Annotated in this window: 20 protein-coding genes; 11 read left to right on the forward strand and 9 right to left on the reverse strand. The window is 67.7% G+C overall.

Annotated elements, in window-relative coordinates:
• Positions 1 to 19 precede the first annotated feature (19 nt).
• Complete coding sequence (locus H6900_00495; protein ID MCC0071744.1) at positions 20 to 376, reverse strand: DNA-directed RNA polymerase subunit omega; 357 nt, start codon at positions 374 to 376, stop codon at positions 20 to 22.
• A gap of 103 nt (positions 377 to 479) precedes the next feature.
• Positions 480 to 1,025, reverse strand: a complete 546-nt coding sequence (gene folK, locus H6900_00500) for a 2-amino-4-hydroxy-6-hydroxymethyldihydropteridine diphosphokinase (GenBank protein ID MCC0071745.1) — start codon at positions 1,023 to 1,025, stop codon at positions 480 to 482.
• Positions 1,026 to 1,190: 165 nt separating this feature from the next.
• Between folK and H6900_00505 the strand changes: the two genes are divergently transcribed.
• The 5 genes from H6900_00505 (at position 1,191) to H6900_00525 (ending at position 3,637) form a co-directional block, all read left to right on the forward strand.
• Positions 1,191 to 1,775 carry an NYN domain-containing protein gene (locus H6900_00505; GenBank protein MCC0071746.1) on the forward strand — a complete coding sequence of 195 codons (585 nt, stop codon included), beginning with the start codon at positions 1,191 to 1,193 and terminating at the stop codon, positions 1,773 to 1,775.
• Positions 1,776 to 1,789: 14 nt separating this feature from the next.
• On the forward strand, positions 1,790 to 2,209 hold the full coding sequence (locus H6900_00510; protein MCC0071747.1) for a DedA family protein: 420 nt from the start codon (positions 1,790 to 1,792) through the stop codon (positions 2,207 to 2,209).
• Between the two features lie 66 nt (positions 2,210 to 2,275).
• Positions 2,276 to 2,944 carry a CDP-diacylglycerol--glycerol-3-phosphate 3-phosphatidyltransferase gene (gene pgsA, locus H6900_00515; protein MCC0071748.1) on the forward strand — a complete coding sequence of 223 codons (669 nt, stop codon included), beginning with the start codon at positions 2,276 to 2,278 and terminating at the stop codon, positions 2,942 to 2,944.
• Between the two features lie 2 nt (positions 2,945 to 2,946).
• Entirely contained in the window at positions 2,947 to 3,192 is a 246-nt protein-coding gene (gene moaD, locus H6900_00520; protein ID MCC0071749.1) for a molybdopterin converting factor subunit 1, read from the forward strand.
• 4 nt (positions 3,193 to 3,196) lie between these two features.
• Complete coding sequence (locus H6900_00525) at positions 3,197 to 3,637, forward strand: molybdenum cofactor biosynthesis protein MoaE (protein ID MCC0071750.1); 441 nt, start codon at positions 3,197 to 3,199, stop codon at positions 3,635 to 3,637.
• A gap of 1 nt (position 3,638) precedes the next feature.
• Here the strand turns inward: H6900_00525 and H6900_00530 are convergent, their stop codons facing one another.
• From H6900_00530 to H6900_00545, 4 genes are all read right to left on the reverse strand, one after another.
• Complete coding sequence (locus tag H6900_00530) at positions 3,639 to 4,244, reverse strand: hypothetical protein (protein ID MCC0071751.1); 606 nt, start codon at positions 4,242 to 4,244, stop codon at positions 3,639 to 3,641.
• A gap of 185 nt (positions 4,245 to 4,429) precedes the next feature.
• Positions 4,430 to 4,750 carry a hypothetical protein gene (locus H6900_00535; GenBank protein MCC0071752.1) on the reverse strand — a complete coding sequence of 107 codons (321 nt, stop codon included), beginning with the start codon at positions 4,748 to 4,750 and terminating at the stop codon, positions 4,430 to 4,432.
• Between the two features lie 12 nt (positions 4,751 to 4,762).
• Positions 4,763 to 6,763: an OmpA family protein gene (locus H6900_00540; GenBank protein MCC0071753.1), complete on the reverse strand. Its 2,001-nt coding sequence runs from the start codon at positions 6,761 to 6,763 to the stop codon at positions 4,763 to 4,765.
• A gap of 60 nt (positions 6,764 to 6,823) precedes the next feature.
• Complete coding sequence (locus H6900_00545) at positions 6,824 to 7,810, reverse strand: 4-hydroxybenzoate octaprenyltransferase (GenBank protein MCC0071754.1); 987 nt, start codon at positions 7,808 to 7,810, stop codon at positions 6,824 to 6,826.
• A 12-nt stretch (positions 7,811 to 7,822) separates the two neighbouring features.
• Here H6900_00545 and H6900_00550 point away from each other — a divergent pair, with 12 nt between their 5' ends.
• Genes H6900_00550 through H6900_00560 form a run of 3 tightly spaced genes read left to right on the forward strand, consistent with a single transcriptional unit; the run spans position 7,823 to position 10,523 of the window.
• Positions 7,823 to 8,575: a 16S rRNA (uracil(1498)-N(3))-methyltransferase gene (locus tag H6900_00550; protein ID MCC0071755.1), complete on the forward strand. Its 753-nt coding sequence runs from the start codon at positions 7,823 to 7,825 to the stop codon at positions 8,573 to 8,575.
• Between the two features lie 6 nt (positions 8,576 to 8,581).
• Positions 8,582 to 9,097, forward strand: coding sequence for a hypothetical protein (locus H6900_00555; GenBank protein MCC0071756.1), 516 nt, complete (start codon positions 8,582 to 8,584; stop codon positions 9,095 to 9,097).
• A 55-nt stretch (positions 9,098 to 9,152) separates the two neighbouring features.
• Positions 9,153 to 10,523 carry a glutamate--cysteine ligase gene (locus H6900_00560; GenBank protein ID MCC0071757.1) on the forward strand — a complete coding sequence of 457 codons (1,371 nt, stop codon included), beginning with the start codon at positions 9,153 to 9,155 and terminating at the stop codon, positions 10,521 to 10,523.
• A gap of 43 nt (positions 10,524 to 10,566) precedes the next feature.
• Here the strand turns inward: H6900_00560 and H6900_00565 are convergent, their stop codons facing one another.
• Positions 10,567 to 10,935 (reverse strand): DUF805 domain-containing protein, encoded by a 369-nt coding sequence (locus H6900_00565; GenBank protein ID MCC0071758.1) that lies wholly within the window; start codon positions 10,933 to 10,935, stop codon positions 10,567 to 10,569.
• A gap of 187 nt (positions 10,936 to 11,122) precedes the next feature.
• Entirely contained in the window at positions 11,123 to 12,682 is a 1,560-nt protein-coding gene (locus tag H6900_00570; GenBank protein MCC0071759.1) for a DEAD/DEAH box helicase, read from the reverse strand.
• A 323-nt stretch (positions 12,683 to 13,005) separates the two neighbouring features.
• Here H6900_00570 and H6900_00575 point away from each other — a divergent pair, with 323 nt between their 5' ends.
• The 3 genes from H6900_00575 to H6900_00585 all read left to right on the forward strand — a co-directional run bounded on the left by H6900_00575 (position 13,006) and on the right by H6900_00585 (position 15,931).
• Positions 13,006 to 13,890 (forward strand): sensor domain-containing diguanylate cyclase, encoded by an 885-nt coding sequence (locus H6900_00575; protein ID MCC0071760.1) that lies wholly within the window; start codon positions 13,006 to 13,008, stop codon positions 13,888 to 13,890.
• A gap of 210 nt (positions 13,891 to 14,100) precedes the next feature.
• The gene (locus H6900_00580; protein MCC0071761.1) at positions 14,101 to 14,283 is read left to right on the forward strand and encodes a hypothetical protein; all 183 of its coding nucleotides are present in this window, start codon (positions 14,101 to 14,103) and stop codon (positions 14,281 to 14,283) included.
• 49 nt (positions 14,284 to 14,332) lie between these two features.
• Positions 14,333 to 15,931 carry a peptide chain release factor 3 gene (locus H6900_00585; protein ID MCC0071762.1) on the forward strand — a complete coding sequence of 533 codons (1,599 nt, stop codon included), beginning with the start codon at positions 14,333 to 14,335 and terminating at the stop codon, positions 15,929 to 15,931.
• A 446-nt stretch (positions 15,932 to 16,377) separates the two neighbouring features.
• Here H6900_00585 and dapE read toward each other — a convergent pair whose 3' ends face one another.
• Positions 16,378 to 17,523 carry a succinyl-diaminopimelate desuccinylase gene (gene dapE, locus H6900_00590; GenBank protein MCC0071763.1) on the reverse strand — a complete coding sequence of 382 codons (1,146 nt, stop codon included), beginning with the start codon at positions 17,521 to 17,523 and terminating at the stop codon, positions 16,378 to 16,380.
• Positions 17,524 to 17,771: the final 248 nt, after the last annotated feature.

Below are 17,771 nucleotides of genomic sequence, written 5' to 3' on the forward strand. Positions count from 1 at the left end.
TCCTGCCCGAAACGCCGGGTCAGTCCTGCTCGGGCTGGGCGGCGACGAGCTGGCGCAGCAATTGCTCCTCGCTCATGTCGTCCAGCACCGGGCGGTCGGCCTGCGCGCCCATGCGCAGGGCCATGTCGTCGTCCTCGGGCATGTCCACTTCGTTCTGGGTGCGCATCGATTCGATCAGACGCTCCCGCAGGTCGTCGGCGCCCTGGGTCTCGTCGGCGATCTCGCGCAGGGCGACGACCGGGTTCTTGTCGTTGTCGCGGTCCACGGTGATGGGCGCGCCGGCCGCAACCTCGCGCGCACGATGGGCAGCCAGGATCACCAGCTCGAAGCGGTTCGGAACCTTGTCAACGCAATCTTCGACCGTCACGCGGGCCATGAAGCACTCCATTTGCGGGAATGGGGAGGATCAGCCTGTGGTCTCTAATGCCATTCGACAGGATTGACAAGCGCGCGTTTCCGCGCAGTTGCGCCGACCGCGATCAAATCGGCCGGATTTCCGCCGTTTCCGCCGGATCGAGCCCCGCCAGCATCTGCCGAACGCTGCGACCAAGGATCGGATGAACCCAGTCGGGCGCGACATCGGCCAGGGGCACCAGGACGAATCCGCGTTCGTGCAGGCGCGGATGGGGCACGATCAACTCGCCGGGCGCCAGGCGCATCTGATCCGCCAGCGGCAGCCCCATCCAGTGACGGAAGGTCGCCACATCGGGCATCACCCGGTCGCCCGCCGCCAGCAGGTCCAGATCGATGACGCGCTGTCCCCAGCGCACCGTGCGCACGCGGCCCATCTCGGCCTCGATCGCGTGCAGCGCGGCCAGCGCCTCGGTGGGGGAAAGGGGCGACTCGGCGGTGGCGCAGGCGTTGACAAAGTCGGGGCCCGCCCCGGCGGGAAAGGCAGGGGTCGCATAAAGGTGTCCCAATCGCAGGTTTTTGAACCCCGCGCGTTTGATCTTTTCCACCGCATCCTTAACTAATGCAACGTTGGTCCCGAGGTCATCGAAGGCGTTGCTGCCGAGCGCCAACAGGAAGCGGTTGCGGTCGTCGTTTGTCACAATTATGGTCCTGACAGGTTCGTGTGCATTCCTGCGATCCGCCTGACCCCCGGACGATCTTGTGTCCCAAACGAGTGCTAGTGACGGGCGCGGCTTCAGACATACTGGCTGATGTTGCCGTATTTGAAAGGACGAAGGATGTTTTACAAGGATGAGCGACTTGCGCTGTTCATCGACGGCGCGAACCTCTTCGCTGCGGGAAAATCGCTCGGCTTCGACATCGACTACAAGCTGCTCCGCCAGGAGTTCATGCGCCGGGGCAAGCTGCTGCGCGCGTTCTACTATACGGCGCTGCTCGAGAATGACGACTATTCCCCGATCCGTCCGCTGATCGACTGGCTGAACTATAACGGCTACACGATGGTGACCAAACCGGCCAAGGAATACACCGACTCGCTGGGTCGCCGGAAGGTCAAGGGCAACATGGACATCGAACTGACGGTGAACGCGATGGAGATCGCCCATCGTCTGGACCACGCGGTGCTGTTCTCGGGCGATGGCGATTTCCGGCCGCTGGTCGAATCGCTGCAACGCCAGGGGGTGCGCGTCTCGGTCGTGTCCACGATCCGCTCGCAACCGCCCATGATCGCCGACGAATTGCGCCGCCAGGCCGACAATTTCATCGAGCTCGACGAGTTGCGCGACGTGATCGGCCGGCCGCCGCGCGAACCGCGGTTGCAACGCGACGAGGCGCATGTCGGGGCCGAGAGCACCGAAACCTGACCGTGCTGACGGCGCTGGCGGGCCTGTTCGCCGCGGCGTTCACGGCTGCGACGGTCTTGCCCTTTCAATCCGAACTGATCTTTGCCGGTCTTCAGATTGCGGGCCTGGCGCCGGTCTGGGCGCTGATCGTCGTGGCCTCGCTGGGCAACACGCTGGGCACCTATGTAAACTACTGGCTGGGCTGGCGGCTTGAAAGCGCCGGCGCGCATCGCTGGCTCAAGGTGCCCGATTCGCAATTCGCCCGCGCGCGGCTGTGGTGGGGGCGCTGGGGCGTCTGGACGCTGCTGCTGTCGTGGATGCCGGTGTTGGACCTGACCACCGTGATGGCCGGCTCGATGCGGACGCCGCTTTGGCAATTCACGCTGCTGGTCGCGCTGGCCAAGACCGGGCGATACCTGGCGCTGGCGGCCATCACCGCCGGCATCTTTGGCTGACGGTTCCGCGCCAGCCAATATCGAGGCCCCTTTCCCCTGCCACCGCTTTGCCGTTACAAAGACCCCATGAAATGGACGATCCCGAACACGCTGACAGTCCTGCGTTTGCTGGCCGCCCCCGGCGTGGCGGTGATGTTTCTCTATTTCGCGCGCCCCTGGGCGGACTGGTTCGCGCTGGTGCTGTTCCTGGTCGCGGCGATCACGGATTATTTCGACGGCTACCTGGCCCGCCTGTGGCGGCAGGAAAGCCGCATGGGCGCGATGCTGGATCCGATCGCCGACAAGGCGATGGTGGTCATCGCGCTGCTGGTGCTGACGGGCTATTCCGGCATGGACCCCTGGCTGATCCTGCCCGCCACGGTGATTCTGTTCCGTGAGGTGTTCGTGTCGGGCCTGCGGGAATACCTGGGCAACACCTCGCGCCTGCTGGCGGTGACGAAACTGGCCAAATGGAAGACCACCGCGCAGATGGTGGCGATCTCGACGCTGTTTGCCGCGCTGGGGCTGGAATACGTGCGCGAACAGGCGCTGGCCCGCAACCGCGAGGTCATTTCGGAAATGGCCTCGACCGGGATCGACGCGCAGCGCAATCTGCTGTCGCTGGCCAATCTCAGCGGGGAAACAGTCTGGACCGTGGGGCTGTTGCTGATCTGGATCGCGGCGGCGCTGACGGCCATCACCGGCTGGGACTATTTCCGAAAGGCCCTGCCGCATCTCGGGGATAGGGCGGAATGACGCTGACGGTTCTCTATTTCGCCTGGTTGCGCGAACGCATCGGACTGCCGCGCGAAACGGTCGAAACCGGCGCCGCAACCGTGGCCGACCTGGTGGCCGAACTCAGCGCGCGCGAGGCACGCTATGCGCTGGCGTTCTCGGACCTCAAGGCGGTGCGGGTGGCGCTGGACCAGGACCTGTCGGATTTCGACGCGCCGCTGGCCGGTGTGCGCGAGGTCGCCTTTTTCCCGCCGATGACCGGGGGCTAAGGCGATGGTGGTGCGGGTTCAGGCGACGGCGTTCGACTATGGCGCCGAAAGCGCGGCCTTCGCTGCGGGGGCGCGCGGCGCGGGCGCGGTGGTCACCTTTGCCGGGCTGGTGCGCGACAATGGCGGCGCGCTGACCGGCATGGAGATCGAGCATTACCCCGGCATGACCGAACGCGCCCTCGCCGGGATCGAGGCCGAGGCCACCGCGCGCTGGTCGCTGGATGCCGCGCTCATCATCCATCGCCACGGACCGATGGCGCCGGGCGAGATGATCATGATGGTGGCGACCGCCGCCCGTCACCGGGCCGAGGCCTTTGCCGCCGCCGAATTCCTGATGGATTACCTGAAATCCCGCGCGCCGTTCTGGAAAAAGGAATTTACGGCGGATGGCACCGACTGGGTCGCCGCCCGGGACGCCGACGAGGACGCGCTCAGACGCTGGTGATCTATTTGCCGGCCTGTGGCTGGCCGGCCGGATCGACAAAGACCACGGGCAGGGTGAATTCGGCGCGCTGGCCGCTGGCGCGGTCCACCACCTCGGTGCGCAGGGCATAGGCGCCGACCGCCCCCGACACGCGATAGGTGAGGTGAAAGAACCCGTCCAGCGGACTGCTGCGGCTGTCCAGTTGAATCGCGCCCATCGGCACCAGGCTGTCGGTCATCTGCCGACCGTCCGGCGTTTCCAGCGTAAAGGCGACATCGAACAGCAACTGGTTCACGTTGCCAGGCCGCGGGGTCAGGGAAAAGCCGTAGACCTCGACATAGGCCTCGACCGGTTCGCCGGCCAGATAGACGTTGTCGGCGCGCGGCTGGAACATGCCGAAGCCCTCGGCCCGGCCCTGCGTCAGATGGGCGTTGGTCACGCCAAATCCGGTGGCTTGCGTGACCTGTCGCAGAAAGGCGCGACCGGCGGCATAGGCCTCGGCCCGCTGACCGGAGGCTAGCAGGGCCTCGATCCGTGCCGCGGCGTCCTGGAGCGGATGCGCCCCCTCGCCCGGCAACGCCTGCACCGGCATCGGCGCGACACCACCATACAACAGGCCCGCGGCCATTCCCGACGCACCTTGCTGCGCGCCCGCCGGCAACGGCAGGGCCGCCAGCAAGGCCACAAGGCCCAATCGGGACCGCAATGTCATCTTGGAAACCCGGCGCATCGGTCTCACGGTATCGTTGTCAGAGGGACACTCTGCCCGCGCGGGCCGCATCCGTCTAGGCCCGCTCGCGGCGATGTGTTCCGTCAGGCGCGGCCATGAAGCTGCTGGCGCAGCGTCTCGGCCTCGTGCCGGGAATCGCGCAGACCGTCCATGGCGGCGCGCAGCTCGGCCTGAAGCTGGGCGATCTCGCGCGTCGTCTCGTCGTCGCGGTGATGGATATAGGCGATGGCCTGATCGCGCGTTTCCTCGGCCTCGTGCAGGGCGTGCGCCATGCGTTCGAGTTCGCCGAGATCGGCCTGCGTGACGCGGGTAAAGCGGTGGACCAGCCAGTTGGCGAACCAACCCAGCGCAAAGGCCAGCGTCAGCACGATGGCGGTCACGATGACGAATTCGGTGCGGTTCATGACGGTCTCCGGTTACTCGTCGGCTGCGGCGGGGGCGGCGTCGGCCTGGTCTTCGTCCCCGCTGCCGACGGTGGGGGCGACGTCCGCCGCGTCGGGCGCACCCGGGCGAGGACGGGGGCGCACGGTATCCGCGCCGGGGGTCTGGATCTCGAACGTGAGCTGCGCTTCCAGCGCCGGATCCAGCGGCTCGGGCGGCGCCTCGGGGCGGATCAGATGGAATTCGATACGGCGGTTGGCCTCGCGCCCGGCCTCGGTGCCGTTGTCAGCGATGGGATCGGCGGCGCCATAACCGCGCGCCACCAACGAGGCGACCAGGACCCGGCGCGCCAGCAGGGCGTTGATGACCGCCTCGGCCCGGGCCTGGCTGAGGTTGAGGTTGGTCTCCTCGCGGCCCTGGCTGTCGGTGTAACCCGCCACCTCGAACGGCAGTTCGCCGCATTCGTGCAACACGTCCGCGATCTGGTCGATGACCCGGCCCGAGGCCGTGTCGATCCGCGCCGAACCGGGGTCGAAATTGATCTTGGTTTCGGCCTGGATCGCCTGGATCCGCGCCTCGCAATTGTCGGGGGTCGGCGCATTGGCCACGGGGTCCAGGGCCTCGACATACTGGACGGTGGACTGGAACACCGCGTCCGCGCCCAGCCCCTGCACCACCGCCTGCGCGACCTGGTTGCGGACATCGGGATTGCCCGAATTGCCGGAAACACTGATCGTATCGGGGCGCACGCGCACGATGCCGTCATGCAGTTCCGACAGGGCCTCGACCCCGGTGAGCACGCGCAGCGCCCATCCTTGGGGCAGGTCGTCGGACAGGCGGGCGGCCATGTCCACGGCGCCGCGTCCGAACCGCGCGCCGGCCATCGCCTGCACCGCGTCGCGGATGCGTTCGTCGGGCAGGCGCCCGGCGATGGTGACGCGGCCCTCGGCATCGAGCGTCAGCACCACCTCGGGCGCGGCGGTGTCGGCGGCGTCGGTCGCGGGCGCTTCCTGGTGCGAGGCGTCCAGGCTGAAGGCATCGGGCAGCGAGGTTTCCAGCCGCCCCACGGCGCGGTCATAGGCGGCCGCATCGACGGTGTGGGCGGCGACCAGGACCACCGTTCCATCGGAAATCGTCAGGCTGCCGTCGCCCAGCGCGGCCAGCGCCGCGATCGAGACCGCCGCGGCCTCGCCCCAGCGTGGCGAGGGGGCGCCCAGCGCCAGCGGACAATTCAGCCGCTGCGTGCCACCGGCCGCGACCAGCGCGTCGGCGATCGCGGTCTGCGCCGCGTCGGTATCGGCGGAACAGGCCGTGACACGCAGCGCGCCGGCCTCGGCATCGACGCGCAACAGGAACGGCGCGGCGACCGGGCGCGGGGCGATCAGGTCCAGCGCCAGGACCTGCCCGCGGGGCGCGATCTCGCGCAGCGCGGCCTCGAGCGTGCGGCGCGCCTCGGCGCTGTCCACCAGCGCCTCGACCTCGATCCGGCCGGCCGAGACGGAAATGCGGCCAACGCGGAACCGTTGCAGCGCCTCGACGGCAAAGGCCTCGGCCGCGACCCAGCCCCCCGGCACGGCGTAATCCGACGTTTGCAGCATGTCCTCGACACGGGCACCGGGCAGCGCCGCGGACAGCCGGTCGGTGATCGGATTGTCGCCCTCGTCGGCGGGCACCAGGCCGATGACGGAAATCTCGTCGCGATTGCGCATCACCTCGATGCGGAACACCGGCGCCACGACGGCGGCGTGGCGCGCCACGGCGATCGTTTCGCTGATGCGCGAGGCGTCCATCACCGCGCCCGCCACCTGCAAGGCGCGGATGCGCGCGCTTTCGTCCGGCGCGCTGCCACCCAAGGTCACGTTCAACCCGTCCGGCTGGACGCTCACCCATGTCAGCCCTGCCTCGGTCATCGCGGCGCGCAAGGCGCTGGTGTTGCGATGCTCGACCAGGGTCGTCATCGCCATGGCCGCGCCCAGCGCAAGCAGGGCCGCAAGGACGAAGGCCGCCACCGAATAGAGCAAGGGTTTGTTGAACATGGGCCTTCCTGCGCGGTTGCCGGACGGATCTGACCTAGCCCCATGCGGGCGGCGATGCAATCAGACCAGAAGCGCGGCGGCGAAAATCAGCACAACGATCAACCCGGCGTCGCGATTCGAATGGAACAGTTTGAGACACAAGGCGGAATCGTTGATGTTCAGCCGCCCGAGCTGCCAGTTCATATGCGCGCCAAAGGCCCATGCTCCCGCCAATGTGAGCGACAGGCGCAACGGTTCGGCAAGCGGCGCCAGCGCATAGATGATCGCCAGCGACATCAGCACGACCGACACCACCAGGAACCCCCTGAGCCAGTTCTCGCTGTTGTCGCCGAACAGCCGCGCGGTGGACTTGACGCCGATCAGCGCGTCGTCCTCGCGGTCCTGGTGGGCATAGATGGTGTCGTAGAACAGCGTCCAGGCGATCCCGGCGAGGTAGAGAACCACCGCCGGCCAGTCCAGCGCGCCGGTCTGCGCCGTCCAGGCCAGCAGGGCGCCCCAGTTGAACGCCAGCCCCAGAAAGACCTGCGGCCACCAGGTGAAGCGTTTCGCAAAGGGATAGATCGCCACCGGCAACAGCGACAGCACCCCCAGCCAGATCGCGGCGGCGTTGAAGGTCAGCAGCAGCAGGAACCCGGCCAGCGCCTGGATACCCATCCACATCAGCGCCTCGCGCACGGTGACCGCCCCGGCCGCCAGCGGCCGGTTGCGCGTGCGTTCGACCAGCGGGTCGATGTCGCGGTCGGTGATGTCGTTCCAGGTGCAGCCCGCGCCGCGCATCAGGAAGGCACCCAGCGCGCAGGCGATCATGATCCACAGCGTATGCGCGCCCGCCGTTTCGGGATGCGCCAGCGCCCCCAGCAAGGCCCCCCACCAGCAGGGCAGCAGCAGCAGCCAGGTGCCGATCGGCCGGTCGGCGCGGCTGAGCCGCAGGTAGGGGCGCAATTCGTCCGGCGCCCGGGTATCGACCCAGTTCCCTTCGACCCGGTCGGCGATCGGCCGGTCGGACGCGGGCCTGTCACCCTCTGGTCTTTGGTTGTCGCCGGTCATACAGTTTCGTCCATGCCCGAGAGTCTGCCCCGAAACGATCCCCGCCCCAAGGTGCGCCTTTTTCTAGAGCAAGCTCTGGGGGCAGGGCAACACGTTCCCTTGACGCAGGACCAGGCGCATTACCTGGGCAACGTCTTGCGCCTGACCGACGGGGCCGAGATCGCGGTGTTCAACGGCACCCAGGGCGAATGGCGTGCGCGCATCGACCAGTTGGGCAAGCGGGGCGGGACTGTCGTCTGCGTCGATCCCGTCGCACCGCAGCGCGACCCGCCGGACCTGTGGCTGATCTTCGCACCGATCAAGAAGGCGCGGACGGATTTCATCGTCGAAAAGGCGGTCGAGCTGGGCGCGGCCCGCATCCTGCCCGTGCAGACCGATTTCACCAATTCCGAACGCATCCGCCGCGACCGGCTTCAAGCCCACGCGATCGAGGCCGCCGAGCAGTCGGCCGGAACCTTCGTCCCCGAGGTGAGCGAGCTGCAACCCCTGTCGCGGTTGCTGTCCGGCTGGCCCGAAGGGCGCGCATTGTGGTGGGCGGACGAAGGGCTGGCCGGGGCCGATGCAACCGGGCTGGCCGACCCGGCCCCGCCGCCCGCGGCGATCCTGATCGGGCCCGAGGGCGGCTTTTCGCCGGCCGAACGCGCGCGCCTGACCGCGCTGCCATTCATTCGCCGCCTGTCGCTGGGGCCGCGCATCTTGCGCGCGGACACCGCCGCGGTCGCGGCGCTGACGCTGTGGCAGGCGCGCCATGGCGACTGGGGCTGAGCGCCGATGGCCGGCTTCCTGCGCCCCCAGGCCCGCGCCGCGCTTGCCCGCTGGGCCGAAACCGGCATCGCGCTGGCGGTGACGGGGCTGGGCGCCTGGTGGGCGTGGACCGGGCTGGGGCTGCTGCGCTGGGGCGCCATCGCGCTGGCCGTGATCGGCGCCGCGCTGACCTTTGGCGCCGTGCAGCGCGCGCGCTTCCATCGGCCGGGCCAGGCGCCCGGTCTGGTCGAGCTGGACGAGGGCGAGGTGCGCTATCTCGGTCCACGCGGCGGCGGCGTGCTGGCGCTGGACCGGATGGCCTCGTTGTCGATCAGCGCCGACCGCCGGTTCTGGCTGGCGGAATCGCTCGATGGTGGCATTCTCGCCGTGCCCTGCACCGCCCAGGGCAGCGAGGTTCTGTTCGACGCCTTTTCCACCCTTCCCGGCCTGGACATGGAGCGCCTGCTGCGACTCGCCGCCCAGCCCCCCGGCGAGCGGGCGCAAACGATCTGGCAGCGGCGCGCATTGCACCTCTTGACTTGACCCGCCCCGCGCGACAGGTCTGGGGTCCAATTTGTCATCCCGGAGCACCCTTGCCATGTCCATCCCCCAATCCGGCGGCGGGCCGATCGAGCATCGCGACCAGTTGGCCGAATACCTTGCTTCGGGGTGCAAACCGGCCAGCGACTGGCGCATCGGCACCGAGCACGAGAAGTTCGGCTACTGCAAGGACAGCCTGAAACCCCTGCCTTACGCGGGCGAACATTCGATCCTCAGCGTGCTGGAGGGGTTGCGCGACCGCTACGGCTGGCAGCCGGTGCTGGAAGGCGACAAGCTGATCGGCCTGACGCTGAACGGCGCCAACGTCAGCCTGGAGCCGGGCGGCCAACTGGAGCTGTCGGGCGCCCCTCTGGAATCGATCCACCAGACCTGCGACGAGGTGAACGAACACCTGCGCGAGGTGAAATCCATCGCCGACGGGATCGGTGTCGGGTTCATCGGCCTGGGTGCGGCACCGATCTGGACGCATGACGACATGCCGCTCATGCCCAAGGGGCGCTACCGGCTGATGGACAACTACATGCAGACCGTCGGCACCCATGGCACGCAGATGATGCGGCGCACCTGCACGGTTCAGGTGAACCTCGACTTTGCGTCCGAGGCCGACATGGTGCAGAAGTTCCGCGTGGCGCTGGCGCTGCAACCGGTGGCAACGGCGCTCTTTGCCAATTCGCCGTTTTTCGAGGGCAAGCCGAACGGCCACAAGTCCTGGCGCTCGCGCATCTGGCGCGATCTGGACCCGGCGCGCACCGGCACCCTGCCCTTCGCCTTCGAGGACGGCATGGGGTTCGAACGCTATGTGGATTACGCGCTCGATGTGCCGATGTATTTCGTCTATCGCGACGGCAAGTATATCAACGCTCTCGGCCAGTCGTTCCGCGATTTCCTGAACGGTCGGCTGCCCGCGTTGCCGGGCGAGGTGCCGACCCTCAGCGACTGGGCCGATCACCTGACCACCATCTTCCCCGAGGCACGGCTGAAGAAATACCTGGAAATGCGCGGCGCCGACGCCGGCCAGTGGCGCAGGCTCTGCGCGCTGCCGGCGCTGTGGGTCGGGATGCTCTATGACCAGACGGCGCTGGATGCGGCCTGGGACCTGTGCAAGCACTGGGACGCCGAAACCCGCGAGGCCCTGCGCGTCGCGGCCAGTGTGGACGGGCTACAGGCCGAAACCCACGGCGTGCGGATGCTGGACCTCGCGCGCGAGGCGGTGGCAATCGCCGAAACCGGGCTCAAGGCCCGGGCCCGTCCGGGTGCGGGCGGGCTGCTGCCCGACGAGACCCACTTCCTGAACGCGTTGAAGGAAAGCGTCGAGACCGGCATGGCCCCGGCGGACGAACTTTTGCAGCATTACCGCGATGACTGGCACAGCGATCTGACCCGGATCTACCAGCAATTTGCCTATTGAACCGGGTCCGGGCGGCGACCGCGCCGCCCGGCACCCTGACGGGTCACATGCGCTTGGGGTTCGGACCGAACATGTTGTCACCCGGCTCGCTGTCGCGGATGTAGAAGAACAGCAGCACCACAAATCCCAGCAACGGGATCAGCATCAGCAACAGCCACCACCCCGAATAGCCGATGTCGTGCAACCGGCGCACGCTGACCGCCAGCGACGGCACGAAGGTGGCCAGCGAAAACAGCCCGCCCAGCACGCCGATGTTGCCGTGCCCGCCGAACAGCATGGAATCGACCAGCCCCAGAACCAGATTCGCGATGATGATGGCCAGCACATACCACCAGAACTCCGAGCGCTGCGCGCGCCCCGAAAAGGTGGCGTATTTCTGAAAGCAGGTCTGAACCGCGGTTTGAAAGTCCATGACAAAAGGTCCCTTGGTGGAAAAAACAAACGAACCGCGCCAAGTGTATTTTGACGCGGCCAAATAGCAACGGGATTTTCACGCCCGCCGGGTCACGCCCCCCGACTGCGGCGCAACGAAAAAGGCCGCGACGGGGGAAACCGTCGCGGCCTTTTCCATGGCGTGGCGGAACAGCGCCCGGGGCGGATCAGCCCGCCTTGGCGCGGAATTCCCGCATCAGGAAATCGGGGACATGATCGCCCATGCCGACCACGGGCTGATCGTCGCGCGGGCCGCGTTCGCGGCGGCCCCGACCGCGCTTGTCGTCGCGCTTGTCGTCGCGCCGGTCGTTCTGGCGGTCGTTCTGGCGGTCGTCGCGCGCCTCGTCTCGCTGGGGCGCGGGGGCTTCGACCGGGGCGGCCTCGACCACGGCGACCACGGCGACTTCGGCCGCCTCGATCGCCGGGGTTTCGACGGGCTTCTCGCGCCGGCGGCTTCCACGCTCGCCGCGGTCCCCCCGTTCGCCCCGTTCGCTGCGCTCACCGCGCTTGCGGTCACCGCGCGCCGGTCTCTCGGTTCGCTCGGGCCGCGACGCGGCCTCGGCGGCGGCTTCGGCGAAGCCTTCGGGCGCCACACCGCGCGGCAGTTGCCGTTGCAGCAGGTGCTCGATCGCGGCCAGATACTTGTCGTCCGAGGGCGTCGAGATGGTGAAGGCCTTGCCCTTGCGCCCGGCGCGCCCGGTGCGGCCGATGCGGTGCACATAGTCCTCGGAATGGGACGGCACGTCAAAGTTGAAGACGTGGCTCACGGCCGGAATGTCCAGGCCGCGCGCCGCCACATCCGAGGCGACCAGCAGCCGGACCGTGCCGTCACGGAACCCGTCCAGCGTGCGGGTGCGCACCGACTGGTCCAGGTCGCCATGGATGGGCGATGCGTCGAACCCGTGCTTTTTCAGCGACTTGGCCACCACGTCCACATCAATCTTGCGGTTGCAGAAGATGATGGCGTTGGTGCAGGCGTCACCTTCAGAGGCGATGAGCGCGCGCAGCATGGCGCGTTTCTCGCTGAAGGCGCGGTCGCGGCGCGTCGGCGTCAGCTCGATCAGTTGCTGTTCGATCGTCTCGGCGGTGGTCGCCTGGCGCGCGACCTCGACCCGGGCCGGGTTCGACAGGAACATGTTGGTGATGCGCTCGATCTCGGGCGCCATGGTGGCCGAAAAGAACAACGTCTGCCGGGTGAAGGGCGTCAATTGGAAGATCCGCTCGATATCGGGGATGAACCCCATGTCGAGCATCCGGTCGGCTTCGTCCACGACCATCACCTCGACCCCGGTCAGCAAAAGCTTGCCGCGCTCGAAATGGTCGAGCAGGCGACCCGGGGTGGCGATCAGCACATCGACACCGCGGTCGATCAGCTTGTCCTGTTCGGCAAAGGACACACCGCCGATCAGCAACGCCTTGGTCAGCTTGGTGTGCTTGGCGTAGACATCGAAATTCTCGGCGACCTGCGCGGCCAGTTCGCGCGTCGGCGCCAGAACCAGCGACCGCGGCATCCGCGCCCGCGCCCGTCCGCGCGACAGGCGCGTGATCAGCGGCAGCGTGAACGAGGCCGTCTTGCCCGTGCCCGTCTGGGCAATGCCCAGAACGTCGCGGCCGGTCAGGGCCTCGGGTATGGCCTGGGCCTGGATCGGTGTGGGGGTTTCATAGCCGGCTTCGGCGATGGCTTTCAGGACCTTGGGGTCCAGCTTCAAATCGGAAAAAGTGGTCATTCGCGTCCGTGATTTGCGGCGTCGGGCCGCAATAAAATGATGGGACGCCCTGTTTTCGCGCCCCGCGGCGATCGGCCTTGTCCGTGCGACTCGCACAGGCTGGTAGGGGCGCCCTAGCGCATTTCCCGACAACGGTCAATCTGGATAGGGGGTTTCGCCCCTTTCCCGGGGCGATTCCGCGCGAATTGGGGCGAAACCGTGACCGGCGGCGCCGCGGTGCCTTGGTTAATCCGCAATTAACCTTCATTTCGCCCCACCGCGTCCCAAAGCCGACCGCAATCGGGCGCCAGAACAGGATCATCCAATCCACAGGACACCCTGTCATGAATGCCCGCGCCGACTTCCAGAGTGAAAGCCTGATCGTCCAGCCCGCGGCCGAGGCCCTCGATATGTTCCACACCCCGATCCAGGCCGTTCTGCCTGCGCCTGCCCAGTTCGACGCGGTCACGAACCTGATCAAATCGGTCTTTCAGGTGCCCGCCGTCGCGGTCGCCCTGCATGGATCGCACGCCACCGCCGAAGGCGGCGTCTACCGCGCGTTCCTGGAAATCCCCCTCATCAAGGAGGACGCGGTGATCGGCGCGCTGCGCATCCTAGACACCTGCGACCGCACGTTCACGGACCACGACTGCCAGTTGCTGGAAGGCTTCGCCAAACTGGTCGTCGATCAGGTGGACCTGTGGTCCGAGGCCAGCCGCGACGTGCTGACCGGCGCAATGACGCGCCGTGCCTTCACCGATTCCCTGCGCAAGACCTTTGCCGCCCGCGCCCGGGCCGGCAACAAGGCGTCGCTGGTGTTCTTCGATCTGGACCACTTCAAGCGCATCAACGACACGCTGGGGCACCCGGCCGGCGATGCGGTGCTGAAGACCGTGGCGCGCACCGTGCTGCGCGAACTCAGGGTCGAGGACAGCTTTGGCCGCATCGGCGGCGAGGAATTCGCGATCATGGTGGCCAACGCCGATGCCGCGACCGCCACGGATGTCGCCGAGCGCGTGCGCCGTGCCATCGAACGCGCCGCCATTCCCGGCTATGACCAGTTGTCCGTGACCGCCAGTTTCGGCGTGGTCGAAGCGACCCATGCCATGCTGGATGTCGAGGACTGGACCGACCGGGCCGACGCGCAGCTCTATGCCGCCAAGAATTCGGGCCGCAACCGCGTCTGCGTCGAGGAAACCAGCTTTCCCCGCGTCGCCGCGTTGAACTGACCGGCGCGGCGGCGCCCCATACCCAGGGTCTTCGGGCCGGGCCTCGTGGTTGCGGGCGCCCGGCCCGTTTCGCATGTTTGGGCGGATTTCCCCACCCCCGCCTTGCGTTCGCCGGTCCGCACACTAAGTCGTGAGGTCAGGATTGAACCCTTTCTTCACGGGACGCGACCCATGGTCACTGCGATGCACAAACTGCGATCGGACCCCGCCATGACCCGCGCCCTGCTTGCCCTCGCCCTTCTGTTCGCCCTGTCGCTGCCTGGGTCGATGGCCCTGGCCTCGGTCCCGTCGTGCCACGACCGGGCCAGCGTCTGCGTCATGCCGCTGCGCATGATGTCGCCCCCGCCCCCGCGCCCGGTGGACCTGGGCCGGCACCCGGGCGAGCGGGTCTGAGCCGCGCGCGCCAGTGGACAGCCTGCGCGCTTTGGGCTATCCGCGCGCCATGCTGGACAACCGCCCCACCCTTCCGCCCGAAATCGCCCGTCGCCGGACCTTTGCGATCATCTCGCACCCCGACGCGGGCAAGACCACGTTGACCGAAAAGTTCCTGCTGTTCGGGGGCGCGATCCAGATGGCCGGGCAAGTCCGTGCCAAGGGCGAGGCCCGGCGCACGCGCTCGGACTTCATGCAGATGGAAAAGGACCGCGGCATCTCGGTCTCGGCCTCGGCCATGTCCTTCGATTTCGACCGATTCCGCTTCAATCTGGTGGACACGCCCGGTCACTCGGATTTCTCGGAAGACACCTATCGCACGCTGACCGCCGTGGACGCCGCCATCATGGTGATCGACGGCGCAAAGGGCGTGGAAAGCCAGACGCAGAAACTGTTCGAGGTCTGCCGCCTGCGCGACCTGCCGATCCTGACCTTCTGCAACAAGATGGACCGCGAGGCCCGCGATACGTTCGAGATCATCGACGAAATTCAGGAAAACCTGGCGATCGACGTGACCCCCGCAAGCTGGCCCATCGGCCAGGGCCGCGATTTCCTGGGCTGCTACGACATCTTGCACGATCGGCTGGAACTGATGGACCGCGCCGATCGCAACAAGGTGGGTGAAAGCATCGAGATCCAGGGGCTGGACGACCCGAAACTGGCGCAGCACATTCCGGCGGCCATGCTGGACACGCTCAAGGAAGAGCTGGAAATGGCGCGCGCGCTGCTGCCCGCCTTCGACGGCGAGCAGGTGCTGAACGGCTCGATGACGCCGATCTGGTTCGGATCGGCGATCAACTCGTTCGGGGTGCGCGAACTGATGCGGGGCATGGCCGAATTCGGCCCGCCCCCGCAACCCCTGAAGACCGACAGGCGCCAGGTCTCGGCCGACGAGGACAAGGTCACGGGCTTCGTGTTCAAGGTGCAGGCCAACATGGACCCCAAGCACCGCGACCGCGTGGCCTTCGTGCGACTGGCCAGCGGGCATTTCCTGCGCGGCATGAAGCTCACCCATGTGCGGGCCGGAAAGCCGATGGCGGTGACGAACCCGGTGCTGTTCCTGGCCGCCGACCGCGAATTGACGGAAGAGGCCTGGGCCGGCGATATCATCGGCATCCCGAACCATGGACAACTCAGGATCGGCGACACGCTCACCGAAGGCGAGATGCTGAAATTCACGGGCATCCCCAGCTTCGCCCCGGAACTGCTGCAATCTGTGCGCGCCGGCGACCCGATGAAAGCCAAGCACCTGGAAAAGGCGCTCATGCAATTCGCCGAGGAAGGCGCGGCCAAGGTGTTCAAGCCGATGATCGGCTCGGGCTTCATCGTCGGCGTGGTCGGCGCTTTGCAATTCGAGGTGCTGGCCTCGCGGATCGAACTGGAATACGGCCTGCCGGTGCGCTTCGAGGGCTCGCAATTCACCTCGGCGCGCTGGATCGCCGGCGACAAGGCCGCGGTCGAGGCGGTGGTCAACGCCAACAAGGGCCACATCGCGACGGATCACGATGGCGACATGGTCTATCTGACCCGCTTGCAGTGGGACATCGACCGCATCCAGCGCGACCACCCGGGCGTCAGGTTGACCGCGACCAAGGAAATGATGGTCTGAGGGAGGGGTTTCGCCCTCGGCCGGCAGCCTTCCAGGCCGCAGCCCTCGGGCGACCGGGCGCGGCGCTGACGCGCCGCGCGCAGGGGGCTTTGCGCCCCCTCTTCGCTGCGCGAATTCACCCCCGCAGGATATTTGGGGCACAAAGAAGGGCGAAACGGCGTGCCCCGATCAGGAACACGCCGCCTTCTTCGCGCACGGCCATCGGCTTCCCAGCCTGTTCCGTTCCACAACTGGACACCAACAAGGTTGACAAAGTCTGAATCGGCCCGCCCCTTCTTTGTGCCAAAAATATCCTGGGGGTGAGGCCGTCAGGCCGAGGGGGCAAGGCCCCCTCACGCGCGCCAGCGCAAGAGGGGGGGACTCGCGCGCAGGCGCGGCGGCGGGCGGGGGCTCGATGCCCACGCCCGCCGCCCCTCCTCGCCGCAGGCCGCGCCGACGGGTCGGGCTCATGCGGCGAAATAGCGCTCCAGGATCCGCCGGTAGACGGCCTTGAGCTGGTGCACATGGGCGACCTCGACCATTTCGTCGGTCTTGTGCATCGTCGCGCCCACCAGCCCGAACTCCACCACCGGGCAGTGATCCTTGATGAAGCGCGCATCCGACGTTCCCCCCGATGTGGACAGCACCGGCCGGTGGTCGCATTCGGCCTCGACCGCATCGGCGACGAGGTCGGTGAACCAGCCCGGCTCGGTGACGAAACTCTCGCCCGAGACCTTGACCGAGACGGCGATATCGACCCCGGTCTCGACCTGCACGCGGGCGGCTTCGGCATGGATCCAGGCGGTCAGGCTGGCACCGCTATGCAGGTTGTTGAAGCGGATGTTCAGCGCCGCGCGCGCCTGGGCCGGGATCACGTTCGAGGCCGTATTGCCCGTGTCGATCGTCGTCAGCGCCAGGGTGGACGGGTCAAACAGCGCCGTTCCCTGGTCCAGGTCGTGGCGCGCCAGGCGGTCCAGCAGCGTCACCAGCGCCGGCAAGGGGTTGCGCGCGCGGTGCGGATAGGCGCTGTGGCCCTGCACCCCCTGCGCCGTGATCCGCGCGGTCATCGATCCGCGCCGCCCGTTCTTCATCATCTCGCCCATGATCGACGGGCAGGTCGGCTCGCCCACCAGACAATGCGTCATGCGCTCGCCCTGACGGGTCATCCAGTCCAGCAATGCGACCGTGCCGTCGGTGGCGTCGCCTTCCTCGTCGCCGGTGATGGCCAGGATCACCGCGCCGTCGGGTGGCGTTTCGCGCACGAAATCCACTGCGGCGGCGGCAAAGGCCGCGACCCCCGATTTCATGTCGCAGGCCCCCCGGCCCCAGATGCGCCCCTCGGCCACCGTGCCCGAGAACGGCGCAAAGCGCCAGTCGGCGGCATCGCCGGGCGGCACGACATCGGTGTGCCCGTTGAAACCGAAGCTGCGATTGGCCCCCTTTGCGCCCCAGCGTGCGAACAGGTTGGCGGTGCCGTTGCGATCGACGCGCGTGCAGTCGAAACCCGCCGCTTCGAGCTCGGCCTGCAACAGGGTCAGGGCCCCGCCCTCGGCGGGCGTCACCGACGGGCAGCGGATCAGGCGGGCGGTCAGGTCTGCGGGATCGAGGGGCATCGCGGGGTCCTTGGCTGCGGTTGCAAGGGTGCTACTGGAACGCTGGCCCGCAGGCAAGCGCGGGGGCCGCACGGCGGCAATTGACGCGCCGCCGCACGCGGGGCAAACTGCACGTTCAGGTTGAGACCCGATATGCGACCGCAGGCTTGCAGGCAGGAACACTTCCTTAACGAGTTTTGGGCAAACGGGTAAGGAACACCGAAGCGGTCGCCGCAAGGCGCGCGCGGCGCCGGACGGAACGGGTGGGC

Origin of the sequence: Rhodobacter sp., assembly GCA_020637515.1 — a bacterium.
GTDB lineage: Bacteria > Pseudomonadota > Alphaproteobacteria > Rhodobacterales > Rhodobacteraceae > Pararhodobacter.